Origin of the sequence: Pontibacter aydingkolensis (assembly GCF_019443125.1) — a bacterium.
Taxonomy (GTDB): Bacteria; Bacteroidota; Bacteroidia; order Cytophagales; family Hymenobacteraceae; genus Pontibacter; species Pontibacter aydingkolensis.
This window is the reverse complement of sequence record NZ_JAHYXK010000007.1, coordinates 135,940-160,413: the sequence shown is the minus strand read 5'-3', so window position 1 is coordinate 160,413 and position 24,474 is coordinate 135,940. Positions and strand designations below refer to the sequence as shown.

The following is a 24,474-nucleotide window of genomic DNA, read 5'->3' as shown; positions in this document are numbered from 1 at the left end:
ATTCGGTTTGATAATTTGCCTTGCTGGGGCTATGGTTTTGTTAAAACATTAAAAGCTGTATTTTTACGTAATACTTTATAACATCTTTTTTATAAACTATGACAACAGAAACCAAAGCTGCCAATACAACCAGCACAGATATCCTGCCATTAAACGGCACCGACCATATTGAGTTTTATGTGGGAAACGCCAAGCAGGCCGCCCACTTTTACCAGACTGCTTTTGGTTTTAAGCTGATAGCTTATGCAGGTCCCGAAACCGGTGTGCGCGACCGTGCTTCCTATGTGGTGGTGCAGGACAAGATACGGTTTGTACTTACCACGGCGCTGGACCCGAACTCAGAAATAGCCCAGCACGTGCACCTGCACGGCGATGGCGTAAAAGTGCTTGCCCTGTGGGTCGACGATGCTGAGAAATCCTTTAGAGAAACTGTAGAGCGCGGAGCCAAGCCAGCTATTGAGCCTAAAACGCTTACCGATGAGTTTGGTGAAGTAAAGGTAGCCTCCATCCATACGTATGGCGATACCATTCATACGTTTGTGGAGCGCAGCAATTACTCTGGTCCGTTTATGCCAGGCTACGTGGCACGTACTTCTCAGCTGCAGGTAGAGTCTGTTGGCCTGAGGTATGTAGACCATTGCGTAGGTAACGTAGAGCTAGGCAAGATGAACAGCTGGGTAGAGTTCTACGAAAAGGTAATGGGCTTTAACCTGCTGCTTACTTTTGATGACAAGGACATCAGCACAGAGTACACTGCACTTATGTCTAAGGTGGTATCTAACGGCAACGGCTACATTAAATTCCCGATAAACGAGCCGGCTGAGGGCAAGAAGAAATCGCAAATAGATGAGTACCTGCAGTTTTATCGCGGCGCCGGTGTGCAGCACATTGCCGTAGCCACCAACGATATACTTAAAACAGTAGCCGACCTGCGCAGCCGCGGTGTAGAGTTCCTGTATGTGCCTGAAACATACTACGAAGACCTGATCGAGCGCATCGGCCACATAGACGAAGACATGGCAGACCTGCGCAAACTAAACATACTCGTAGACCGAGACGACGAAGGATACCTACTGCAGATCTTCACAAAACCGGTAGAAGACAGACCAACTGTGTTTTATGAGATCATCCAACGTAAAGGAGCCAAGTCATTTGGCAAGGGTAACTTTAAGGCCCTCTTCGAAGCTATAGAGCGTGAGCAGGAACTACGCGGTAACCTTTAATCAATAATAAAAGTATAGAAACCCGTGAATATTCGGGCACTATGCTTTAGATAGAATCGCAAAATCACACCAGTTCTTTCATATGTGTTATAAGCACACAGAAAGCTGGTGTGATTTTTTGTGCAGCAGGGGTACAATTTTCATCCCCCTACCCCCTTCAAAGGGGGACTTTTTCTAATGATGTAAATAAAAATCAAATAAACGCTACAGGTGTCCCCCTTTGAAGGGGGCAGGGGGATGACCTTACACCTGAGTTCACATTATCATCAATAACATTAACACCTATAACGAGAATGATCGAACCATCTATACAACAGAAAATAGACAGCTGGCTAGCCGGCAACTACGATGAAGCAACTAAAACAGAAATAACCGGCCTGCTGGAGCGCGACGAACACGAAGCGCTTTCGGACGCATTTTATAAAGACCTGGAGTTTGGAACCGGCGGTTTGCGCGGCATTATGGGTGCAGGCAGCAACCGCATGAACCGTTATACTTTAGGTATGGCTACGCAGGGCCTTTGCAACTATCTGAAGCAGAACTTTCCGAACGAGCAGATAAAAGTAGCCATTGCCCACGATTGCAGAAACAACTCAGATGTTTTTGCCCGCATCGCCGCTGAGATCTTTTCGGCCAACGGCATTAAAGTATACTTGTTTGAAGAGCTTCGCCCTACACCGGAGTTATCGTTTGCCATACGCCACCTGGACTGCCAGAGCGGTGTAGTGGTTACGGCATCGCATAACCCAAGAGAGTATAACGGCTACAAAGTATACTGGAACGATGGCGCACAGGTAACAGCTCCGCACGACAAAAACATTATTGCAGAGGTTAACAGGATCACAAGTATAGATGATGTTAAATTCGAACCAAACCCTGCTAATATCGAGATGATCGGCAGAGAACTAGATGAGGCTTACATGGAGAAAGTACTTGGCCTGTCTATCTCGCAAGATGCGATTAAGCGCCAGCACGACCTCAAAATAGTATACTCTTCTATACACGGCACTGGTATTACCCTGGTACCGGAAGTGCTTAAGCGTTTCGGCTTTACCAATGTGCATGTTGTAGAAGAGCAGGCAGCCCCAGATGGCAACTTCCCGACGGTAGTATACCCGAACCCGGAAGAGAAAGAAGCCATGACACTGTCGTTGAAGAAAGCCGCCGAAATCAACGCGGACATTGTGTTTGCTACCGACCCCGACTCTGATCGTGTAGGTATAGCCGTTAAGAATCTAAAAGGTGAGTTTGTACTGTTGAACGGTAACCAGACCGGCGCGCTTTTAATTAACTACCTGCTGCAGGCCTGGCAGAAAGCCGGCAAACTAACTGGTAAAGAATTTATCGTAAAAACCATTGTTACCACCGACCTTATCAAAGACATTGCCGAAAGCTACGGCGTAAAGCACTACGAAACCCTGACCGGCTTTAAGTACATCGCTGAAAAGATACGCGAGGTAGAAGGCCAGGAAATATACATAGGCGGCGGCGAAGAAAGCTACGGCTACATGATCGGTGATTTTGTGCGTGATAAAGATGGTATCTCTGCCTGCGCTTTAATTGCCGAGATGGCAGCTGTAGCAAAAGATAACGGACAGAGCCTGTTCGAGATGATGATAGAAATGTATGAAAAGTATAACTTCTACAAAGAAGAACTGGTATCGTTTACCAAAAAAGGCCAGCGCGGGGCCGAGGAGATACAGCAGATGATGGCCGACATGCGCGGCAACCCGCCTAAAAGTATAGCAGGCTCTAACGTTGTAGAAGTAAGCGACTTTAAACTAAGCACGCGCAAAAACCTGATAACCGGCCAGGAAAGCAAGCTGGCCCTCGAAAGCTCAAACGTATTGCAGTACCTTACAGAAGATGGCAGCAAAATATCAGCGCGTCCGTCCGGTACAGAGCCAAAGATCAAATTCTACATCAGCGTAAACGAGCCGTTGCAAAACAAAGAAGAGTACGACGCCGTGGAGCAAAAGCTTGACGAGAAAATTGAGCAGATACTGGTTGACCTTAAACTGAAGTAACAGCATAGTAAACCGGAAGTATAAAACTGATACTTATACTTTTGGATTATACTTCTGCTTAACCCGTAACTTATCACAAATAACCCTTACCCGATCATGATCTGACTAAGAACATGATCGGGTAATTTGTTTATTAACTGGTTCTAATAAAATTACCTTTAATTCTTTCAGTACCTGAACCTGACTTATAAAACTGTTAGACATTAATCTCTTAACGAACGGACAGAGTTTACAAAGCCCAACAGAGGCGTATATGCCATACTGGAACCTGCTCCTGAAAATGCTTATCTGTTTGATCTCTGGACAGGAATTCAAACTTTAGAACAATAATGGAGTAAGGCATGGTGTTTTTAGAGGTGACCCGCCAAAATCCTAATCCTAAACTGCTTAACAGCTACCACGAACTAACTGGGCTCTGAGACTTCGCGAACGTGTAGATATCGCAGGGATAGACACTCAAATCCGTAGGGTTGGGCTTGCGCTACAAGGCTAAGCACTAGCGCCAGTCATCTGTGACCAGATGCCTTTCCTCCATTTGCACCAACGCATTGGCAACTTACTGGAGGTTAAACTTTTCGATAGCGAAGGGAGTGCATAGAACGGACTAAAGATGTTTAGTGTAAAATTACTTTACCTTAATATGATGCTTAATCAGTTAAATTACCTTAATAATACAATTTATTATAACACTAATACTATAAATTTAAACCTTAATTACTTCTCTTCTGCATACGTTCACTCTAACTTATACATTTCTAAATTGTCCAAATTCTGCTTCCACTAAAAAGTTGCTATCAAATATTATTGTAAGGTATAACATAAACTATACTTGAGAGTATACTAGTAGGCGTTGCTGTTAACAGCGACATATTTTTTTATTTAAGCCTTTATGAATACATAATATGCAATATATGTCTAAGCTGTATACTAAGGTGTGCAGAAAGTTAAGCAGAATAATTGAACACCATATACCTTATAATCAGTCATATAAACCAACAGGTATCTATAAAACACTTTCTGATTACGTAAACAATTCCAGTGCAAATCATGCAGAAGTATATCCACCGGAAAAGTCTATCTTAAAGGTGCCTCATGAGCTTTTAAAAAATAATAAAAATCATATTTTCACACCCCTTAAAGGAGTACAGCCTGCCGCCTCTGTTACGGCTATAAACCAAGGCAGGCTATGCACAGACGGCACCCATTTTGCAGCTGTAATTTCAGAAGACAATAAACTTATCGGTGATATTTCGTTACAGGTAGGCACTACTGACCCGGAGAAGAATGGCATCTTCGAGCAAAGTTATTTTACCACACCATTGGGGCTTAAAGGCAATGTTTTTAATATGCTGATAGGCGGAAGTGGGGAGAACAACTACTTCCATTGGATGGTTGATTCGCTGCCCCGTTTACATTTACTTGAAAAAGCCGGCTGGCTTAATAAAATAGATTGGTTCGTGGTACCTACACAAAGTCTGCCGTTTCAGAAGGACACGCTGCGTCTGCTTGGCATCAACACGACTAAAATTGTAGAGGGGCATAGTATAGGACATTTTCAGGCAGACACTTTATTTGCCTCTACCTTTGTGCGTAACATAGAGCACATACCCTCGTGGGCCTGCCAATTTTTAAGGGATAAATTTCTGCCTACAGCGCAAAAAATAATTAATTCACCGAAACGCATCTATATTAGCAGGCAAGACAGTGACGTACGAAATGTAGCCAACGAACCCGAAGTGGTAGAGCTTTTAAACAAGTATGGTTTTCAGCCTGTAGTCCTCAGCGATTTTACTTTTTCAGAACAGGTTGCACTATTTGCATCAGCCGAGTTTGTTGTTTCGCCTCATGGTGCAGGCCTTACAAACCTGGTTTTCTGCCAGAAAGGAACACAGGTTATTGAGCTTTTTGCCCAGGAATACACCCCAGTGCTTTATGCTGACCTGGCAAGTAAGGTTAGGTTAAACTACAGCTATTTACAAAGTTACACACACCCTGTTGCCCAAACCCTGCGTGAGGCCATGCATAAAAGCATACATGTGCAGTTAGACAAGTTAAAAGAGCTGGTTGAGGAAAGCCTGATTGCAGAACCGCAGTTATCACCTGATGACGTTCCCAGCCTGAAAGTGGTTTAAAGCATCACCAAAAAGAAAAGCCGCTGGTCCTTCAGACGCAACGGCTAATCTACCTTTGGCTATATCTTTAAGCTATTCGCCTGTTTTATACTTTAACAGAACAGCTTATACTTCTTTTTATTGCCTTGCTCTAAAATTTATACTTTAGAAAGGCGGCTCTTCCTCAAAGCTTGATGCCGGGAAGCCTCCTCCGGTACCATCGTTCATACGGCTGCCCAGGCGTATCGATCCCGGTGAGTCAGTATCAAACGTACTGTTTGGCAAAGCGTTAAAGCCTCCCATGGCGTCACCCCCGAAGTCGTGATCCAGGTTTGTAAACTTAGTAAACTTACCGATAAATTTCAACTGCACATTTTCCAGCGAGCCGTTACGGTGTTTGGCAATGATCACCTCTCCAACTCCTGCAGTCGGGTTGCCCATTTCATCCTCGGTTATACCATAATACTCAGGGCGGTAAAGGAAGCACACCATATCCGCATCCTGCTCAATAGATCCGGATTCACGAAGGTCGGATAGCTGTGGGCGTTTATCGCCACCACGGGTTTCCACGGCACGGCTTAGCTGCGAGAGGGCAATTACCGGTACGTTCAATTCCTTTGCCAGCATTTTCAGGGCACGTGAGATCGATGCGATTTCCTGCTCCCGGTTGCCGCCACCTTTGCCATCCGAGTTTCCGCTCATCAGCTGAAGGTAGTCGATAATGATCATCTGGATGTCGTACTGTGCTTTTAAACGGCGGCACTTGGTACGTAGCTCACGAATAGAAAGGCCAGGCGTATCGTCGATGTAGATAGGTGCTTCGGTTAGCTTCGCGATTTTATGGTTTAGCTGTGCCCACTCATACTCTTCCAGACTGCCTTTCTTAATTTTTTCTGACTCCAGTTCAGCCTCCGACGAGATCAAACGATTTACCAGCTGCAGCGACGACATCTCCAGGGAGAAAATTGCCACACCTTTGCCAAAATCTACTGCCGCGTTACGCATCACGGAAAGTACGAAGGCTGTTTTACCCATCGCAGGACGTGCTGCAAGTATAACCAGGTCAGATTTCTGCCATCCAGACGTAACTCTGTCCAGAGCAACCAAACCAGTTGGCACACCTGTCAGACCATCCGCCTGTTTACGTTTTTCCTCCAGTTCTTTAATGGCCATGTGCATTAGAGAGCGCATGTCGTCAAAGTTCTTACGGATGTTTGATTCTGAAACTTCGTACAGCTTTGCCTCTGTTTTATCGAGTAGCTCAAAAACGTCGGTGGTATCTTCAAAAGCACTGGAAAGCACCTCTGAGGAGATAGAAATAAGGTCGCGCTTAATGGAGTTCTCTGTGATGATACGCGCGTGGTACTCAATGTTTGCTGCTGAGTTTACGCGTGTAGTAAGCTGTGTAACATAATAGGCGCCTCCAGCCAGTTCCAGTTCGCCGTTCTCACGCAACTCATGTGTTACCGTTAAAATATCAATCGGCTCCGACTTATCGAACAGCGCAAGTATAGCTTTGAAGATACGTTGGTGTGCCTCTTTGTAAAAACTTTGCGGGCGCAAAATATCAATTACACTGGTAAGAGCATCCTTCTCCAACATCAGTGCGCCAAGCACGGCCTCCTCCAAATCAAGTGCCTGCGGCGGCTTTTTGCCTAATTCCGACACAGCAGGGGCTTTTTTCTGCCACCCGTTGCGGTTGCCCGCAGGCCTCACATTCATTTTCATCTCCTCCATAAGCACAAATTTAACAGTTACGGCCTTAAAGCAATCTTAATAACCTTGTTAATAATCCACAAGATATCCACAAAGTATCAACATATTAGTGTATAGCTATTTTATTTTAGTTAAGGTCTTCTAACTTTGCTTACTTGAGTATAAATAGTTTGGCTTATGGAGAAGGATTTTAAGCACATACACCTGATTGCCGTTGGTGGCAGCATCATGCATAACCTGGCGCTGGCGCTGCACGACAAAGGCCTGAAGGTAACAGGCTCTGACGATGAGATTTATGAACCTGCCAAAGGCAGGCTAACTGCCGCAGGTATACTTCCAGAGCAGGAAGGCTGGTTTCCGGAGAAACTCGATGCAAAGCCGGATGCCGTTATACTTGGCATGCACGCACGCCCCGATAACCCCGAGCTGAAGCGCGCGCAGGAGCTTAACATCCCGATCTTCTCTTTCCCGGAATTTATTTACGAGCAGAGCAAAGACAAGCAGCGCATTGTAATTGGTGGCAGCCATGGTAAAACATCCATTACCTCCATTATTATGCACGTGCTTAAGCACATGGGCCGTAAATTCGACTACGCCGTTGGTGCACAGCTAGAGGGTTTTGACCGCATGGTAAAACTCACTGACGATGCCCCGATCATTATCATCGAAGGCGATGAATATTTGTCTGACCCGATCAAGCGCAAACCTAAATTCCACCTGTACTATCACCACATTGGCGTGATCAGTGGCATCAGTTGGGACCATATCAACGTATTCCCGAACCCAGACATGTACCGCGAGCAGTTCCGCATTTTTGCAGAGATGACTCCAAAAGCCGGAACCCTGATCTATAACCAGGACGATGAGCAGGTGCAGTTAGCAGCCGTTCCGCGCAACCCAGCCGATATTGCTTACATTGGCTACGGCGTGCACGAGCACAGCATACGCAACGGCAAAACCATACTTCATACCAAAAAAGAAGGTGACATTGAGATACAGCTGTTTGGGGAGCACAACCTGCGCAATATCAATGCTGCCAAAGAGGTGTGCAAGAAAATAGGTATAAAGGCACACGATTTCTACGAAGCACTAAAAACTTTTAAAGGCGCTGCCAAACGACTGGAGAAATTGGGCGAAAACAGCCACTCTGTTATCTATCGCGATTTTGCCCATGCCCCTTCTAAAGTAAAAGCTACCACGGAGGCAGTTAAGGGACAGTTTCCGCAGCGCGAATTGGTGGCAGTGGTAGAGCTTCATACGTTCAGCAGCCTGAACAAAAACTTTCTGCCGCAGTATGCCGGCGCTTTAGATAAAGCCGATGAGGCCATTGTATTCTTCAGTCCGAAAACGCTCGAGCACAAGCGCATGGAGATGATCTCGGAAGAGGAGTTAAAAGCTGCTTTCAAGAACCAAAGTATAATAGTGTTTACGGATTCATCTGCTTTACAACAGCACCTGACCAGCCGCAACTGGCAAAACGCTAACCTGCTGCTTATGAGCTCGGGCACTTACAACAATTTAGACTTAGAAGCTTTAAAACAGGCTATACTTTAATTTATACTTTAAGCAGCTATGAAACTTAACTTAAAGCGCCCCATGGTTTTCTTCGACCTGGAAACCACCGGCACCGACATTTGCAACGACAGAATCGTGGAGATAAGCGTGCTGAAGATAATGCCTGACGGCGAAGAGATTTTGAAAACACGTCGTATCAACCCGGGTATTCCGATTCCGCTGGAGAGCAGCCTGATACACAAGATCTACGATGAGGATGTTAAGGATTGCCCGATGTTTAAGCAGGTAGCCAGGGATTTTGATAACTTCCTGAAAGGCTGCGATCTGGGTGGATATAACTTGCTGCGCTTCGATATCCCGTTGCTGGCCGAAGAGTTTTTGCGCTGCGATATCGACTTTGACATTGAGAACAGGAATGTAGTGGATGTTTGCCGCGTTTTTCACCAGATGGAGCAACGCACCTTGTCTGCCGCTTACAAGTTTTACTGCGACAAATCGTTGGAAAACGCTCACAGCGCCGAGGCTGACACTGTGGCTACCTACCACATTCTGATGGCCCAATTGGACCGTTACCAGAACACCCCGGTAGAAGTTACTGAAGGCGTGGAAGATTTCCCGGTACAAAACGACATGGAGGCTTTGCATAAATTCACTACCCAGAAAACAGCAGACCTTTCGGGCAGGATAGTGTACAACAATGCCGGCCAGGAGGTGTTTAACTTCGGCAAGTATAAAAATGTATCTGTTGAGGAGGTGCTTAAAAAAGAGCCTAGCTATTACGACTGGATGATGAAAGGTGATTTCCCGCTATACACCAAAAAAGTACTCACGCGGATAAGATTGCGCAACGTACAGATGTCGTAGCGTAACAAGTAAAGTATGAAGACTACTTAAAGTATGAGGCTAAATGTGGAGTTTATGATTTCCAACTGCTGATAAATATTGCATACTTTGATTTTAAGCCATAACCAAAAAGGGCCTGCCAGAATTCTGGCAGGCCCTTTTTGGTTATGGCTTTGGAAGTGGCTTCGGTTTCTGTTCCGACCTTTCTACCTCCCTTAATCTGGAGTTGGAGAGCAGGCTATTTGTTTCGGACACCTTGTGTGCGCAGTTGTTACCTGCGGCACGAGCCGAGCATTCGCAGCCGGTTATTTTATTACCTGCAAACGTAAAGTAACAGAAATCACAGCCCGGCCCGGCATGGCACATAAACTTTGGATTCTTGCTGCTTAAGTATAAACTGTTGTCAGCAGCAATATCCAGTTGTAAAGCCATTGACCGGAATGCTCCGTTTCGGATGCCAAGGCCAACAAGGTAATAAGCGGGTTTGTCAGCCTTTGTCTCCTGCACTTTCCGTATCATCACTTTATCTACTACAGTACCGTCGCCAAACTCTTTTATAAAAGGCTGTAGCAGGTCTTTGCGGTCTACGATATAATCCACGCTGTCAAATACCACCTGGGCAAGCAGCACCCCGTCATACTTTGCAGGAGCCTCTTCCCCTTCCGCTACTTCAATAGGTTCTTCGCTATCTTCCGGAAACGCTTCTCTTCGGGTACAAGCTGTAGTTAACAGCAGCACAAGCATCATAAAAAATCCGGCATGTGAAGCAGCACGCCAATTGCGGCCAAGGGTGAATTTGCTCATGTGGTTATGTTGGTTGGTTTATTTCTTATAGTACTGCAGGGCTTCCGGCATATACTTTTTAAGGTCGGCCTGGCGTGTACCTGCACTTGGGTGCGTAGACAAAAACTCAGGCGGTGATGCACCACCCTTTGCCTCCATACGCTGCCAGAATGGTATCGCCTCCTGCGGGTTATAACCAGCCATGGCCATAAAGATCAGGCCTAAACGGTCGGCTTCCGACTCCTGCGTACGGCCATACTTTAGCAAGCCCAGCTGCGAACCTACACCATAAACAGCCATTACTAAATTTGTGGCTGTGCCTGGCTGAGAACCTGCCAATGCAGAAAGTGTTTGTCCGCCGAATTGCTGCGCCAGCGCCTGGCTCATGCGTTCGCTACCGTGCTTGGCAATAGCGTGCGCAATCTCATGCCCCATTACGACAGCAAGGCCGGTTTCGTTTTGCGCTACAGGTAAAATTCCTTCGTAAACTACAGTTTTACCTCCGGCCATTGCAAAAGCGTTCACCTGGTCATCAGCTATCAGGTTATACTCCCACTTAAAACCCTGAAGTTCACTGCTCAGGTTATTGGCCGCCATATACTGCTCTACCGCATTTTTGATACGGTTACCTACACGCTTCACCATGGCGGTTGCCTGTGCATTGTTGGATAGTTTATTTTCTCTTAAAAACTGGTTATAAGCTTCGTAGCTCATAGACTGCATTTCTGCCTCGGATACAAGGCTTAGCTGGCGGCGACCTGTTATCGGAACTGTCGTACAGCCCACAAACATCACCACAGCTACTACAAAAGCGATTAATTTCTTATACATCGTCATAAAATTTTAGTGGTCATTAAAAATGAATTCAAATTTTGAACCATTTTTTTTATAACCAAACGTAAACACATTAATAAATTATCATATCACTATATTCCGAGAGGCAGAAAAACCATTGTTTACACCATAGCAGCCACTCAGCAAAGTGCAAAATACTTTTCCCGTTATACGTTTTAAGCTTAATAAAATGTTCTGGATGCCGGTAAGGCAATATTCCTGCGCTATACTTGTTGTTAAAACAAAAGGCTTAAGGTTATCAGAACTACGAAGAGAAGTATAAAATTATTGATTTATAGTACGCAGAAAGGTAAGAAAACCCTATTTTTGAGAAACAGATCACCCAAATCACCCTTTATGAAAATATTAGCCATTGGCAGAAACTATGCTGAGCACATCGCCGAACTTAAAAACGAAGTACCCGATGAGCCTGTCATTTTCTTTAAGCCCGATACGGCCATACTAAAGAACAACGAACCGTTCTATTACCCGGAATATTCAAATGATGTACACTACGAGGTAGAGCTGCTTCTGCGCATCAGCCGGGAAGGAAAAAACATCGATAAAAAATTTGCGCACAAGTATTACGATGCCATTGGCCTGGGCATAGACTTTACGGCCCGCGACCTGCAGGCAAAGGCAAAGGCAAAAGGCCTGCCCTGGACGCTGGCCAAAGGTTTTAACGGCTCTGCTCCTGTTTCAGAGTTTCTACCACTGGAGCAGTTCCCCGACCTACAGAACATCAGCTTCAGCCTGAACGTTAACGGCGACACAAAGCAAAAAGGCAACTCACAGATGATGCTGAACACGTTCGACGACATCATTGCCTACATTTCAAAATTTATCACATTAAAAAAAGGCGACATAATTTTTACGGGAACACCAGAGGGTGTTGGTCCGGTTAAGATAGGAGACAGATTAGAAGGGTATGTTGAAGATAAAAAACTTTTGGACTTCGAAGTTAAATAAGAAGCCGCTTGCATTTGCTATACTTGCTTACATGGCATTTGGCAGCGCGTTTGCCCAAATGGCACCAAACTCAGCTCCGGCAACAAAGCCACCGGCAGGCGATTTCCTGTTCCCGATAAAACCCGGGGAGCGTAATTACCTGTCGGGAAGTATGGGCGAGATACGCTCTAACCATTTCCATGGCGGACTTGATATTAAAACCGACCAGCGTGAAGGCTTACCGGTGTATGCCGCTGCAGATGGCTATATTTCCAGGGTAAAGCAGTCTACCTACGGGTACGGTAACATTATCTATATTACTCACCCTACCAATGGCTATGTAACAACTTATGCGCACTTACGCGAGTTTGCCAAGCCGCTGGCAGACCATATACTTCAGAAGCAGTACGAAAAGAAAACCTTTGAGCTGGAGCTTTTCCCGGAGCCGGATAAGTTCCAGGTAAAGCGCGGCGACATTATTGGCTACTCAGGCAATACTGGGGGCTCAGGGGGCCCGCACCTGCACTTTGAGGTGCGCGATGAGAAAGACCGTCTTTACAACCCGCTTAAGCAAAGGTTCTCCGAAATTATAGATACAACGCCACCAGATATTTACAGCATCGGCATTACTCCCCTGAACATCCATGCCCGTGTAAACAACGAGTTTGAGCGCAAAGAATTTAAAACTGTACAAAAGGGTGGCAACGTTTCTTTAACCGATACGGTTTATGCGCACGGGCTTTTGGGACTGGAACTACAGACGATTGACCGCTATGATGGCACAACAAATAAGAACGGCACACAGGAGGTAACCCTGATTGTAAACGGGAAACAAGTATACAGCCATTACATAGACCAGGTACCGTTTGAGCTGTCGCGGCAGGTATCGCAGCACATTAACTATACCCAGTATAAAAGCACAGGACGCACGTTCCAAAAGGCCTTTGTAGATTATGGTAACAACTTGCCACTGTATAAAACCAATGGGCGCCAGGGCAGATTTAGTGTACACGCAGATTCCACTTACCGTGTGCAACTGATAGCCCGCGACTCTTACGAGAATACCTCTACCCTGAGTTTTGTGGTAAAGGGTAAAAAACCGGCATTCTCCCAAACGATGTCTAAAACCGTAACTAAGCCTGCATTGCGCTACGAAATTGTAGGCAACATTCTTAAAGTGAGCGCCAGCGACACCAGTTCTACTCCGCAGAACATCGAGCTCTACAAAGGTGGAAAAGCACTTATACTTGTGCCTAGTTACGTTAAAAACTCAGCTGGCATCGGCCTTTACGACCTGCGTGCCGGAGCCCCGGATTCTATCAGGTTCTGTGGCATTTCGGCTGGGTTGGGACTGGAGCAGATGATACCGCCGGCAACAGATTATACATTTAAAAACCAATTCGTTAAAGTGCAGTTTAACCAGGCTTCGCTTTACGACACCTTATACTTCCAGACCAAACTGGAGGGCGATGTTTATACTATTGGCGACTACTTTACACCGCTGCACCAAGCCATAACAGTAACCATTACACCGCCAAACGAGATCAAAGACAAATCAAAAGCAGCAGTATATTTTCTGGGCACCGGCCGGGGCCGTGGCTACACAGGTGGCAGATGGGAAGGCAACAGTATAACCTTCAGCACCAAAAACATGGGTAAGTATAAAGTGCTGGAAGATACAAAAGCGCCAACCATAAAACTGCTCGGCAAAAGCGGTACACAAGTGAGGTTTAAGATTGGTGACGATTTGTCGGGTATTGCCTCTTTTAACTGCTACGTTAACGGTGAGTGGCTCCTGATGAAGTATGAGCACAAACAGGCATTGATTTACTCAGAAAAATTAGATAAAAGTGTACCTTTGTCCGGTGAAGTAGTTTTAAAGGTTAAGGATTTAGCCGGCAACGAAGCTACTTATACTACTAAGATTTAATTTTAGTCGAATCACGACACACGTATCAGGAATCACGATTTAGGAATCGATAGTCGTGCTACGTGATACGTGCTACTTGATACGTAACCAACTATGACCCTGAACATCGGCGACAAAGCCCCTGCGTTTGAAGGAAAAGACCAGCACGGCAATACCATTAAACTAAGCGATTACAGCGGAAAAAAAGTGGTGTTATACTTTTACCCGAAAGACAACACTCCCGGCTGCACCGCCCAATCCTGCAACCTGCGCGACAACTACAGCGAACTGCAGCAACAGGGCTACGAAGTGATAGGCATAAGTATAGACAGTGAAAAATCGCACCAGAATTTTATAAACAAGTTCGAGTTGCCTTTTACGCTGATAGCAGACACAGATAAAAAGATAGTAGAGCAATACGGTGTGTGGCAGGAGAAATCGATGTATGGCCGGAAGTACATGGGCACCATGCGCTATACTTTCGTGATAGACGAAAACGGTACTATACAAGATATTATCACCAAGGTAAAGACAAGCGACCACGCCAAACAGATACTCAACTAATAACAAGCGCAGCTGTCCTTCCGGGCAGCTGCGTTTTTCGTATCTTACGTATCTTAAGAGGATATATTTTATACTTTGTAATTGAGCATAAGTATAGAATCTGAACTTAGTAATAAAACAATTTAACAATCAACAATTAAATACCGTGAATCCACACAACAAGAGCATTGAAGAGCTAAAAGATATTGCATCGCAGGTACGCCGCGACATAGTGCGCATGGTACACGCCGTTAACTCAGGCCACCCGGGTGGCTCACTGGGCTGTACAGATTACTTTGTGTCGCTATACTTTAAGGTAATGAACTACAGCACTGATTTTAAAATGGACGGTAAAGGCGAAGACCTGTTCTTCCTCTCTAACGGCCACATCTCTCCGGTTTGGTATAGCACGCTGGCACGCGCCGGCTTCTTCGATGTAAAAGAACTGGCTACATTCCGTAAGATCGACTCAAGGTTACAAGGCCACCCGGCCACTGAAGAAGGCCTGGAAGGTATTCGCGTGGCGTCCGGCTCACTTGGCCAGGGTTTATCAGTGGCCTTAGGCGCTGCTCAAACCAAAAAACTGAACAACGACAACAGCCTGGTATATGTGCTGATGGGTGACGGTGAAGTGGAAGAAGGACAAGTATGGGAGGCCGCCATGTATGCCGCACACCACAAAATTGACAACGTAATTGCCACCATCGATAGAAACGGACAGCAGATTGACGGATCTACAAACGAGGTAATGAGCCTTGGAGACCTGAAAGCCAAATTCGAGGCATTCGGATGGCATGTATTAGAAGCAAATGGTAACAGCTTTGAAACATTACTACCCGCTTTTGATGAAGCGAAGAAATCTACCGGCCATGGAAAGCCTGTCATGATCATGATGGACACTGAAATGGGTTATGGCGTAGACTTTATGATGGGCTCGCACAAGTGGCACGGCGTGGCACCAAACGATGAGCAGTTGCAGATTGCCTTGCAGCAGTTGGCCGTACAGGTAGCTTCTGACTATTAATATCCTGTAAGTATAAAATGTCTTTGCTTTACCGCATTTAGCTATAGACGCAATGTTTAACTGGTGCAAACCTTTGGCAGTACTGCTCCTTTTGCTGATAATAACGGCAGGCGGGGATACTATTGCCCAGGAAAAAAAGCCTCAGCCTAAAACACGCATTCTTTTCTTGCTGGATGCCTCTGGAAGTATGCTGGCCAAATGGGAAGACAGCGACCGCATGAGCGTTGCAAAGAACCTGCTGGCACACCTGGTAGACTCCCTGGAAAAGTATGACAACGTGGAGGTGGCACTGCGGGTATATGGGCATCAGTCTGGTCGCGAACGCAGCGATTGTAAAGATACAAAGCTGGAGGTTCCGTTCTCAGTAAACAATAACAGCGCTGCCATCCGGAAAAAGCTGGAACAGATAGTACCCAAGGGCAATACCCCGATAACGTACTCATTGCAGCAAACAGCCACCGATTTCCCCGCTGATAAAGCGCGTAATGTGATCATCCTTATCACCGATGGGCTGGAGTCGTGCGGTGGCGACCCTTGTGCTGTGTCTCTGGCGCTGCAAAAGAACCGGATTTTTCTGAGGCCTTTTGTTATCGGCATTGGCATTGCGCCGGAGTATGAGCAGCAGCTAAGCTGTATTGGCCAGTACTTTAATGCCGCTGATGTTAAAACCTTTGAGAACGTACTGACCCAGATCGCCACGCAAACGCTAAGCGAGACAACAGTAAGTGTGGAGTTGCTGGACGAGCAGAACCGCCCTACAGAGACCAACCTGAACATGACGTTTGTAAATGCTGTAACCGGAAGCACAGAGTATAACTACGTGCACTACCAGGACAGCAAAGGTAAAACCGACATGCTGGAGATAGATGCACTGGTGCCTTACGACCTGGTAGTAAACACTACCCCTGTTGTAACGGCAAAAAGCCTGCAACTAAAGCCAGGACAGCATAACGTGATCCGGGTAAAGTCTCCGCAGGGCGAATTATACCTACGCCAGGATGGCCCCTCCCCTTACGGTGCGCTGGCAGCTATTGTAAAGCAGCAGGGATCAGACCAAACGCTGAACGTGCAGGTATTCGGCAACAGGCATAAATACCTTACCGGAAAGTATGACCTGGAGATTCTTACGCTGCCGCGCATTTACTTAAAAGACGTGGAGGTAAAGCAGAGCCAGGTTAACACGATTACGATTCCGCCTCCGGGGCAGCTGGCCATACCTTCGCAAATGCAGGGTTTTGGCAGTGTTTATACCCTCGACGAGGCAGGCAAACAGACATGGGTGTGTAACCTGCCGGAAGATAACAGCAGAGTAACTCTGGCATTGCAGCCCGGAAAGTATAGGTTGGTTTACCGCATGAAGTCGGCCCAATCAAGCAAGTTTACTGATGTGCAGGATTTCACGATCAGATCAGGCGCAACAACAAGTGTAAAAATTTTCAACAGATAAAAGAACAGGCATTCTCTCAGCATCATCAAAAAGTATGATTAACAGGAACATGCCATTTTAGACAAAAACATACAGATGAAAGAGTACACGTATTCAGAGAAAAAAGACACACGTTCAGGTTTTGGCGCCGGCTTGCACGAGCTTGGCAAAAGCAACCTAGAGGTAGTAGCCCTTTGCGCCGATCTTACCGGCTCGCTTAAAATGGATGCCTTTAAAAAGGATTTCCCGGAGCGCTTTTTCCAGGTGGGTATTGCGGAGGCTAACATGATGGGCCTTGCCGCAGGTATGACCATTGGCGGTAAGATTCCTTTTACCGGCACGTTTGCCAACTTCTCTACTGGCCGCGTTTACGACCAGATCCGCCAGTCTATAGCGTACTCTGGCAAAAACGTAAAAATATGCGCTTCCCATGCCGGCCTTACTTTAGGCGAGGACGGTGCCACACACCAGATACTGGAAGACATCGGCATGATGCGTATGCTACCGCACATGACGGTGATCAACCCTTGCGACTATAACCAGACAAAAGCAGCCACTATCGCGATCGCCGAATACGAAGGCCCGGTTTACCTGCGTTTTGGTCGTCCGTCGGTTCCTAACTTTACACCTGCTGATCAGAAGTTTGAGATTGGTAAAGCTGTGATGCTGAACGAAGGTACAGACGTAACCATAATCGCAACAGGCCACCTGGTTTGGAAAGCTATACTTGCCGGCAAAATGCTGGCAGATAAAGGCATCTCAGCTGAGATCATCAACATCCATACGATAAAGCCATTGGATAACGAAGCTGTACTGGCATCTGTTCGCAAAACCAAGTGTGTAGTAACAGCAGAAGAGCATAACCGTTTTGGCGGCCTCGGCGACAGCGTAGCACAGGTATTAGGCACTAACTTCCCGGCTCCGCAGGAGTATGTGGCAACCAACGATACGTTCGGAGAATCTGGCACACCGGAAGAATTGATGGTGAAGTATGGCCTGACAGAGAATGATATTGTTGCCGCAGCAGAGCGCGCTATCAGCAGAAAGCAATAACATATTTTTATTTTAAAGTATAAAATAGAGGGAGGTACAGTGTTATCTCCCTCTATTTTTTTATACTTGCTATCTTATTCCCATAAACCAAAATTATTATCCTGCTTAGCAAGGTTACTACCTCCTTGCCATTACCTGACCAGTGGAAGACAAAGAGATTTTAGAAAAATTCTCGAACCCGGAAAGCCAGAACCTGGCCTTTAACCAACTTGTGCGTAAGTACCAGCAGAATATATACTGGCACATCCGCAAGATGGTGATAGACCATGACGACTCTGATGACCTAACACAGGAGGTATTTGTGAAAGTATGGAAGAACCTGGGCAATTTCAGGCAGGATGCACAGCTTTATACCTGGATTTACCGTATTGCCACCAACGAGTGCCTTACCTTCCTGTCGAACAAGAAAAAACGTTTCTTTTTACCGATACATGATGTTGCCGCTGAATTGGCTGAGAAGATAGATTCATCGCCGGACATATCCGGAGACGAGATTCAGCTAAAGCTGCAAAAGGCTTTGTTGCGCCTGCCAGACAAGCAGCGGCTGGTGTTTAACATGAAGTATTATGATGAGATGAAGTACGAGGAAATGTCTGAGATATTAGGCACTTCGGTGGGCGCCCTGAAAACATCTTATCACCTGGCAGTAAAAAAAATAGAAGAATTTATAAAGCGGGATTAAACTTTATGACGAGTTCTCTATCTAACCATTAGAGTATGAATAAAATGAAAGAGGATTTTAAACTGGAAAACCTTCCAAAGCACAATGTGTACCAGGTGCCGGAGCACTACTTCGATCGCCTGCCCATGCATGTGATGGAGCGTACAGCCGGAGCAGAAAACAAGGTACCAACCTGGCAGCGAAGCCTTTGGGCACCGCTGCGTATAGCTGTGGCTCCGCTGGTTTTGCTTTTAGTTTTTGTAGGTGCTTTCTATTTTACCCTGCAACAACAAAAGCAGGACGATTATTTTGCGATGCACCCCATGGCTGAACACGAAATTATGGATTACCTTAATTACAACGAAGATCTGGAGACTGCAGACCTGGCTGAGCTTAGTTACCTTTCAAAAAATGAGTTTACAGCTGATTTTTTAAATATCAGTCCTACAGCTGCCGAAGAGGAGTTGGAATATTACCACATCAGACACCTTGAAGAATAATTCACCCATGAGAAAATACCTTATACTTTTACTTTTCTGCGTGATAGGTATGGGCAGCCCTAGTGCATTTGCCCAGGAACGCAACGAAAACGTAGAGGCTGCTAAAATTGCCTACATTACCGATAAGATTGAACTAACGGCTGATCAGGCACAGAAATTCTGGCCGGTTTACAACGAGTACGAGGCAAAGCGCCGCGCCCTGATGAAAGACTACCGAAGCGGTTACCGCAAAGATGTAGATGAAATGAGTGAGCAGGAGGCAAAAGCCAGGATGGACGAGATGTTTGATACAAAAGAGAAAGAACTGGCACTGGAAAAAGAGTATGCAGCCCGGTATCAGCGTATTATCTCTACCAAGCAACTCATTAAGCTTTACCGAGCAGAAAGAGACTTTACAAAACTGCTCTTAAAAAGGCTGGATGCCAGCAGAGCAGCAAACAGATAATAAATACTTTGGCTAAAGTTGAAAAGAGGCACTACCTTAACCGGAGTGCCTCTTTTATTTATTCAGGTTTCGTCTTAACTCTTCTTTTGCGCTGCTACCCACTCATCTATTTTCTTTTCCAGTACGGCCAGTGGCATTACGCCTCCTTTTAGTATTTCGTCATGAAAAGCACTGATGCTAAACTTACTTCCTAACTCACGCTCTGCCCGCTGGCGTAGTTCCTTAATTTTTAGTTCTCCAATCTTGTAACTAAGCGCCTGACCAGGTATGGCCATATAACGCTCTATTTCTGCAACGGCAGCCTCCTTACTTGTCAGTTCGTTATCCAGGGAGTATTGGATGGCTTGTTCACGCGTCCAGCCCTTGGCATGCATACCTACATCTACTACCAATCGTATGGCACGGTGCATTTCATCGCTGAGGCGACCAAAATACTGATAAGGATCTGTATACAGGCCCAACTCTTTGCCTAAGCTTTCGGAGTATAGCGCCCACCCTTCACCAAAAGCACCGTACCAGGCATACTGCCGAAACTTAGGCAGTCCCTCCTGCTCCTGCTGAATTGAGATCTGGTAATGATGGCCTGGAATTGCCTCATGCAGGAAAAGCGACTCCATGCCTACTGCATTATACTTGGTAGCATCCAGAATTGGAACGTAAAAGATACCAGGGCGTGATCCGTCGGGTGCAGGCGGGTTATACTCTGCACTGGCAGATGCCGCACGAAAAGCCTCTGTTTGGCGCACTTCAAATTTTGATTCAGGTGTAATCCCGAACAGTTTGTTTAACTGTGGCTGCATTTTCTGTTCTATACTTCGGTATGCCTCCAGTACCTGCTTCGGCGTTTTATATGGCATAAACTTTGGATTATCGTTTACATGCCTGAAAAAAGCTTGCAGATCGCCTTTAAAACCAACCTGCTCCTTTATCTTCTCCATTTCGCTCCGGATGCGTGCTACCTCCTGCTGTCCTATATCAAAAATCTCATCCGGTGTCATTTCGGTTGTGGTCCAGTAGCGCACCAGGTAACGGTAGTATGCATCTCCACCTTTTATGCCGCTTATGCCGGAAGTTGTCCTGCCTTTTGGTAGGTACTCCTGTTTCATGAAGTCATGCAGCTTTTTGTAGGTAGGAATTATTTCTTCCTTTATCGCCCTCGTGTAGGCCTGGCGAATGCTATCTTTCTGTGTGGTAGTAAAATTATCCGGAAGCTTTTCTACTGGTGCCCAGAAGATGGTCTTTTTTGGGTCTTCCACCACCATGGCCTGCAGTTGTGGCAACACCTTTTGTGTAAGAGAGCGCGGAAGTACAACTCCAGCAGCCATTCCCCTGCGCATGTTGGCTATAGCCGTATCTCCCCATACTGCAAACCCCTGAATACGACCCAGGAAGTCACGGTAGTCCTCTGGTGTTTTAAAAGGCTGGTTACCTGAACCAGAGCCAAGTTGTGCCATCGTAATGGGCATACTCCAGAACTGATTGATCGGCAATAGTTCGTCTGGCTGCTTGAGCGCTTCCAGCGACATCTCCATCTCATACTTAAAGATGTCGTAGCTTACCTGCTCTTGTTCTGTCAGCTTGCTTCTGTCTACTTTGTTTATTTGGTCCAGGTACTTTTGGTATAACTGCCTTACCTGTTCCTCATATTCCAGGCTCAGGGTATTTGGCAATTGATCATTGTAGCGGTTGTCGGCAATGGCTGTAGCTTCGAGCGGAAAGAGTTTGAGTCGGTCCTCAAAATAGTTATCAAACACCTGGCTGATGTTTTGCTCTGTCTGTACGGCTTCTATTGTTTGCTCACTTTCAGAGCTTCGCGTACAACTGCTTGTGCCAGACAGTATTCCTGCCAATGCTGCACATAAAGTTAGGTAATGGATTCTCATAGGTAAAGGTTATATGATTTCGTATCAAAACAAATCATTTAATCCCGGAAATAACTCAAGGGCAGATTTCTTTCAGAAAAAGTATACGCAATTGAAAACAAAACAAATTGAAGGGGCTAAAATAAAAAAGGTGAAGCAACTTATACTTCACCTTTTTTGCAGGCAACTATCCACCCTGATTAGTAATGTCTTTTAATACGCTTCTAACAGAAAGCCTATGTCATCTCCTGGTTTAAACTCAACTGGCTTCTCAGATTGCAGAAAGATGCGGGCAGTGTGTGGTCCTTTAAGTTCTATTCTATCGCCTTTAACACGCAGCATACTGCCCTCACGCAAACCTACCACTGGCTGGCGGTTAAGGTGGTGAAACTCTGCAATACGGGTTTCGCGGGTTTCTCCCATGTGGGTAGAGCCTTCTATCGGGTCGAGGTAATGCGGGTTGATGTTGAAGGGCACCAACTGTAGTGCATCAAAAGACTTTACATGCACAATAGGCATATCGTTGGTAGTGCCAATTGTTTTGCCTGCCACGTTTGTTCCGGCACTTGTGCCCATATACGGCATGCTCTTTTTCACACGCTCCTGCAAGGGCTCAATCAATTTGTTAGCGTACAGGTTCTTTAGCAACTGAAAGGTATTACCGCCGCCAATAAAAACAGCCTCGGCTTCCTGCACCGCCTTTACAGGGTTATCATACTCATGCACGCCAGTTACAGCAAAGCCCCAGGGCTCCAGGGTCTCTTTAACTTTGGCTGTATAATCTTTATGGGAAATGCCGCCCGGGCGCGCATAAGGTATAAATAAGATGCTGGACTTACCCTCCAGTAATGTCTTTACCTCTTCTTGGGCATGCTCCAGATAACCTGTGCCGTGTGTTGTAGAGGTACTTATCAAAAGTAAATTTCTGCTCATGCTCAAAAGTATAAATTTTGAAGTTATGAGACAGGTTTTGATCAACAGAATTTAAGTAAGCCCGGTACTATTTATACTTGTGCAGGTTTGTGGCTCAGGAAAATGTAATTTGTAACTACTCTTTTCTGGCAGTCTTCAGTTTAAGCTTTATAGTTTCCAGGTAGGGCTCCAGGTGCCGGTACTTGGTAAGAGCGCGCACTAAACCTATACTTTTGAGGTCGTATAGAAACCAGATCTCTACATAAAAATCATGAAACCAGTAGAGATCTATTTTGCACCAGCCTTTAATTCGGTGATAGAGGTAATGCCCCTGGCTTAAAACAAGCTCTGACTGTAAATGAGGAGGCAGCTCATTGAATTCTTCGGCGCTTATCATGGTAAAATTATACTCCTATACTACTCTGAAAGAAAAAGTTAAAAAAAAGGCTGCACTGGGCAGCCTTTATAGTTAAACGTAATTTCTCTGAATTTGGTCTAGTTCAGGTGCAAAGTATAAAGCTCGAATCGCGTAGAAGAGAAACTCCAGTGCGAAGACGATGGGTGAATTTCAATGCCATCCTCATCCATGATTGTAATGGCAAAGCCATCACCCTGGTTCAGGGGCTCTGAAAAATGCTTTACAGGGTACACCTTGCCCTCCTCAATCCACTCTTCCGGATCGAAGGCTGGCATCGACGCATCTATACACTTTGCATAAACCGCCATGTAGCTCGGTGGAACAAATAAATTAACCATATGAAGTAAACTTATCAGAAAGATAAATAATTCCTGAAAAAAAGGAAATCAAATTGCCAATAAATAAAGGCAATTATTTATTCATACTTCAAAAAACATGCCTCAATCAAATCCTGCCACATGCTCTTTAAAAAGTATTAATGTAACCAGCAGTAAAACAACCTTTAAGTAGAAGGCCCGAATATTATGAAAATTATAATTAGCCTATTTCAGCAGTCAGCCGTACTAAAAGTCTGACATTATTTCGCTAACTTTAACTAAACGCACGCCTATGGAAACATCAAAAAGACTCCACACCCCGGCTAGCCGCCAAACCTTTGCTGTAGCGCCGCGGGTGTGGGGCCTGAAAACACTTTTCGCTAACTTATACTTTGTTGCCAACCCCAATGGCTCGTGGGTGCTGGTAGATACTGGTGTAAAAGGCTACGCGCACCAGATCCGGAGTGCTGCAGATGAATTGTTCGGGGAAAACAGTGTACCACAGGCCATTGTATTAACGCACGGGCACTTTGATCATATTGGCACCGTACGGGAGTTGGCAGAACACTGGCAGGTACCGGTATACGCACACCCCATGGAATTTCCATACCTTACCGGTCAGTCAAGCTATCCCCCACCCGACCCAAGTGTAGGCGGCGGTGCTATGGCCTACCTTTCATTCATTTACCCCAAAAAACCGATTGATATACATCAGTTGTTAGTACTTCTTCCTGAGGAAGGAATTGTGCCTGCACTGGAAGGATGGCATTGGGTATTTACGCCGGGCCATAGCCCTGGGCATGTGTCTTTTTTTAGAGAAGAAGATCGCGTATTGCTGGCTGGCGATGCGTTCACAACACGCGATGCCGAATCTGCAATCGCCGTGATGACAGAAAAGCGAGAAGTACATGGCCCGCCTAATTACTATACGCCGGACTGGGGAAATGCCCACCGTTCTGTAGAAACACTCCTTAATTTAAACCCCAAAATAGCAGCCACCGGACACGGAATGCCTATGAAGGGCGAAGAACTAACCCGACAGCTGGAAAACCTGGTTAAGAACTTCTGGCTAAAAGCTGTGCCGAAACATGGCCGCTATGTGCACGAACCAGCCATTACAGATGAACAGGGTGTCGTTTCGTTGCCGCCTGAAGTTAGTAACACAGTACCCAAAGTGCTTGCCGTTGCAGGTGCCGTAGCTGTAGCAGGCTTATTCTGGATGGCGATAAAGAAACGTAACAACAGTAAACAAAAAAACGGCCAGGGGCACTACGGGTCTTATCCAAAAAACCGGCCTTACTCTCACAACCGCGTCATGACAGGTCTGCCTCCTACCATAGACCCCGATTTTGATGATCCGGATGCGCATACAAACAATTATCCGTAGTATAAACAAGTATAAAG

At 45.8% G+C, this 24,474-nt stretch carries 22 protein-coding genes; 15 read left to right on the top strand and 7 right to left on the bottom strand.

The genetic code is table 11. From position 1 onward, the window contains the following. Positions 1 to 98 precede the first annotated feature (98 nt). The 3 genes from hppD (at position 99) to K0O23_RS10590 (ending at position 5,382) form a co-directional block, all read left to right on the top strand. On the top strand, positions 99 to 1,223 hold the full coding sequence (hppD, locus tag K0O23_RS10600) for a 4-hydroxyphenylpyruvate dioxygenase (protein WP_219877394.1): 1,125 nt from the start codon (positions 99 to 101) through the stop codon (positions 1,221 to 1,223). 293 nt (positions 1,224 to 1,516) lie between these two features. Next, positions 1,517 to 3,250, top strand: coding sequence for a phospho-sugar mutase (locus tag K0O23_RS10595; protein ID WP_219877393.1), 1,734 nt, complete (start codon positions 1,517 to 1,519; stop codon positions 3,248 to 3,250). A gap of 911 nt (positions 3,251 to 4,161) precedes the next feature. Then, entirely contained in the window at positions 4,162 to 5,382 is a 1,221-nt protein-coding gene (locus K0O23_RS10590) for a glycosyltransferase family 61 protein (protein ID WP_219877392.1), read from the top strand. Positions 5,383 to 5,526: 144 nt separating this feature from the next. On the opposite strand, the gene dnaB is transcribed toward K0O23_RS10590, so the two are convergent. After that, on the bottom strand, positions 5,527 to 7,098 hold the full coding sequence (gene dnaB / locus K0O23_RS10585; protein ID WP_219877391.1) for a replicative DNA helicase: 1,572 nt from the start codon (positions 7,096 to 7,098) through the stop codon (positions 5,527 to 5,529). A gap of 156 nt (positions 7,099 to 7,254) precedes the next feature. Between dnaB and K0O23_RS10580 the strand changes: the two genes are divergently transcribed. Together K0O23_RS10580 and K0O23_RS10575 are read left to right on the top strand one after the other, a co-directional pair. Next, positions 7,255 to 8,631, top strand: a complete 1,377-nt coding sequence (locus K0O23_RS10580; protein WP_219877390.1) for a UDP-N-acetylmuramate--L-alanine ligase — start codon at positions 7,255 to 7,257, stop codon at positions 8,629 to 8,631. 18 nt (positions 8,632 to 8,649) lie between these two features. After that, positions 8,650 to 9,456 carry a 3'-5' exonuclease gene (locus K0O23_RS10575; protein ID WP_219877389.1) on the top strand — a complete coding sequence of 269 codons (807 nt, stop codon included), beginning with the start codon at positions 8,650 to 8,652 and terminating at the stop codon, positions 9,454 to 9,456. A gap of 144 nt (positions 9,457 to 9,600) precedes the next feature. On the opposite strand, the gene K0O23_RS10570 is transcribed toward K0O23_RS10575, so the two are convergent. Then, entirely contained in the window at positions 9,601 to 10,239 is a 639-nt protein-coding gene (locus K0O23_RS10570) for a hypothetical protein (protein WP_219877388.1), read from the bottom strand. Between the two features lie 18 nt (positions 10,240 to 10,257). Continuing rightward, positions 10,258 to 11,049 (bottom strand): M48 family metallopeptidase, encoded by a 792-nt coding sequence (locus tag K0O23_RS10565; RefSeq protein WP_219877387.1) that lies wholly within the window; start codon positions 11,047 to 11,049, stop codon positions 10,258 to 10,260. Positions 11,050 to 11,409: 360 nt separating this feature from the next. On the opposite strand from K0O23_RS10565, the gene K0O23_RS10560 reads away from it, so the two are divergent. From K0O23_RS10560 to K0O23_RS10520, 9 genes are all read left to right on the top strand, one after another. Further along, positions 11,410 to 12,021 (top strand): fumarylacetoacetate hydrolase family protein, encoded by a 612-nt coding sequence (locus K0O23_RS10560; protein ID WP_219877386.1) that lies wholly within the window; start codon positions 11,410 to 11,412, stop codon positions 12,019 to 12,021. Positions 12,022 to 12,052: 31 nt separating this feature from the next. After that, positions 12,053 to 13,930, top strand: coding sequence for a M23 family metallopeptidase (locus K0O23_RS20375; RefSeq protein ID WP_317195681.1), 1,878 nt, complete (start codon positions 12,053 to 12,055; stop codon positions 13,928 to 13,930). Positions 13,931 to 14,023: 93 nt separating this feature from the next. Beyond that, positions 14,024 to 14,473, top strand: a complete 450-nt coding sequence (bcp, locus tag K0O23_RS10550) for a thioredoxin-dependent thiol peroxidase (protein WP_219877384.1) — start codon at positions 14,024 to 14,026, stop codon at positions 14,471 to 14,473. A 145-nt stretch (positions 14,474 to 14,618) separates the two neighbouring features. Further along, the gene (locus K0O23_RS10545; protein WP_219877383.1) at positions 14,619 to 15,476 is read left to right on the top strand and encodes a transketolase; all 858 of its coding nucleotides are present in this window, start codon (positions 14,619 to 14,621) and stop codon (positions 15,474 to 15,476) included. 73 nt (positions 15,477 to 15,549) lie between these two features. Next, positions 15,550 to 16,923 (top strand): vWA domain-containing protein, encoded by a 1,374-nt coding sequence (locus tag K0O23_RS10540; protein WP_246597037.1) that lies wholly within the window; start codon positions 15,550 to 15,552, stop codon positions 16,921 to 16,923. A gap of 75 nt (positions 16,924 to 16,998) precedes the next feature. Further along, positions 16,999 to 17,955, top strand: coding sequence for a transketolase family protein (locus K0O23_RS10535; RefSeq protein ID WP_219877381.1), 957 nt, complete (start codon positions 16,999 to 17,001; stop codon positions 17,953 to 17,955). Positions 17,956 to 18,097: 142 nt separating this feature from the next. Then, positions 18,098 to 18,637 (top strand): RNA polymerase sigma factor, encoded by a 540-nt coding sequence (locus K0O23_RS10530; protein WP_219877380.1) that lies wholly within the window; start codon positions 18,098 to 18,100, stop codon positions 18,635 to 18,637. 35 nt (positions 18,638 to 18,672) lie between these two features. Then, complete coding sequence (locus K0O23_RS10525) at positions 18,673 to 19,116, top strand: hypothetical protein (protein ID WP_246597036.1); 444 nt, start codon at positions 18,673 to 18,675, stop codon at positions 19,114 to 19,116. A 7-nt stretch (positions 19,117 to 19,123) separates the two neighbouring features. Continuing rightward, complete coding sequence (locus K0O23_RS10520) at positions 19,124 to 19,561, top strand: hypothetical protein (protein WP_246597035.1); 438 nt, start codon at positions 19,124 to 19,126, stop codon at positions 19,559 to 19,561. Positions 19,562 to 19,635: 74 nt separating this feature from the next. Here the strand turns inward: K0O23_RS10520 and K0O23_RS10515 are convergent, their stop codons facing one another. From K0O23_RS10515 to K0O23_RS10500, 4 genes are all read right to left on the bottom strand, one after another. Next, positions 19,636 to 21,444 (bottom strand): DUF885 domain-containing protein, encoded by a 1,809-nt coding sequence (locus K0O23_RS10515; RefSeq protein ID WP_219877379.1) that lies wholly within the window; start codon positions 21,442 to 21,444, stop codon positions 19,636 to 19,638. A 192-nt stretch (positions 21,445 to 21,636) separates the two neighbouring features. Continuing rightward, positions 21,637 to 22,356 carry a dipeptidase PepE gene (gene pepE / locus K0O23_RS10510; protein WP_219877378.1) on the bottom strand — a complete coding sequence of 240 codons (720 nt, stop codon included), beginning with the start codon at positions 22,354 to 22,356 and terminating at the stop codon, positions 21,637 to 21,639. Between the two features lie 115 nt (positions 22,357 to 22,471). Beyond that, on the bottom strand, positions 22,472 to 22,732 hold the full coding sequence (locus K0O23_RS10505) for a hypothetical protein (protein WP_219877377.1): 261 nt from the start codon (positions 22,730 to 22,732) through the stop codon (positions 22,472 to 22,474). 98 nt (positions 22,733 to 22,830) lie between these two features. Continuing rightward, positions 22,831 to 23,091, bottom strand: coding sequence for a hypothetical protein (locus K0O23_RS10500; protein WP_219877376.1), 261 nt, complete (start codon positions 23,089 to 23,091; stop codon positions 22,831 to 22,833). Positions 23,092 to 23,362: 271 nt separating this feature from the next. Here K0O23_RS10500 and K0O23_RS10495 point away from each other — a divergent pair, with 271 nt between their 5' ends. Next, positions 23,363 to 24,457 carry an MBL fold metallo-hydrolase gene (locus tag K0O23_RS10495; protein WP_219877375.1) on the top strand — a complete coding sequence of 365 codons (1,095 nt, stop codon included), beginning with the start codon at positions 23,363 to 23,365 and terminating at the stop codon, positions 24,455 to 24,457. The last annotated feature ends 17 nt before the right edge of the window (positions 24,458 to 24,474 follow it).

Coding starts and splice junctions, on each gene's coding strand:
- K0O23_RS10535 (WP_219877381.1), top strand. CDS start 16,999: ATGAAAGAGTACACGTATTCAGAGAAAAAAGACACACGTTCAGGTTTT.
- K0O23_RS10525 (WP_246597036.1), top strand. CDS start 18,673: ATGAATAAAATGAAAGAGGATTTTAAACTGGAAAACCTTCCAAAGCAC.
- K0O23_RS20375 (WP_317195681.1), top strand. CDS start 12,053: ATGGCATTTGGCAGCGCGTTTGCCCAAATGGCACCAAACTCAGCTCCG.
- K0O23_RS10500 (WP_219877376.1), bottom strand. CDS start 23,091: ATGGTTAATTTATTTGTTCCACCGAGCTACATGGCGGTTTATGCAAAG.
- K0O23_RS10570 (WP_219877388.1), bottom strand. CDS start 10,239: ATGAGCAAATTCACCCTTGGCCGCAATTGGCGTGCTGCTTCACATGCC.
- K0O23_RS10520 (WP_246597035.1), top strand. CDS start 19,124: ATGAGAAAATACCTTATACTTTTACTTTTCTGCGTGATAGGTATGGGC.
- K0O23_RS10560 (WP_219877386.1), top strand. CDS start 11,410: ATGAAAATATTAGCCATTGGCAGAAACTATGCTGAGCACATCGCCGAA.
- K0O23_RS10565 (WP_219877387.1), bottom strand. CDS start 11,049: ATGTATAAGAAATTAATCGCTTTTGTAGTAGCTGTGGTGATGTTTGTG.
- K0O23_RS10575 (WP_219877389.1), top strand. CDS start 8,650: ATGAAACTTAACTTAAAGCGCCCCATGGTTTTCTTCGACCTGGAAACC.
- K0O23_RS10595 (WP_219877393.1), top strand. CDS start 1,517: ATGATCGAACCATCTATACAACAGAAAATAGACAGCTGGCTAGCCGGC.
- K0O23_RS10580 (WP_219877390.1), top strand. CDS start 7,255: ATGGAGAAGGATTTTAAGCACATACACCTGATTGCCGTTGGTGGCAGC.
- pepE (WP_219877378.1), bottom strand. CDS start 22,356: ATGAGCAGAAATTTACTTTTGATAAGTACCTCTACAACACACGGCACA.
- K0O23_RS10505 (WP_219877377.1), bottom strand. CDS start 22,732: ATGATAAGCGCCGAAGAATTCAATGAGCTGCCTCCTCATTTACAGTCA.
- K0O23_RS10590 (WP_219877392.1), top strand. CDS start 4,162: ATGTCTAAGCTGTATACTAAGGTGTGCAGAAAGTTAAGCAGAATAATT.
- hppD (WP_219877394.1), top strand. CDS start 99: ATGACAACAGAAACCAAAGCTGCCAATACAACCAGCACAGATATCCTG.
- dnaB (WP_219877391.1), bottom strand. CDS start 7,098: ATGGAGGAGATGAAAATGAATGTGAGGCCTGCGGGCAACCGCAACGGG.
- K0O23_RS10515 (WP_219877379.1), bottom strand. CDS start 21,444: ATGAGAATCCATTACCTAACTTTATGTGCAGCATTGGCAGGAATACTG.
- bcp (WP_219877384.1), top strand. CDS start 14,024: ATGACCCTGAACATCGGCGACAAAGCCCCTGCGTTTGAAGGAAAAGAC.
- K0O23_RS10495 (WP_219877375.1), top strand. CDS start 23,363: ATGGAAACATCAAAAAGACTCCACACCCCGGCTAGCCGCCAAACCTTT.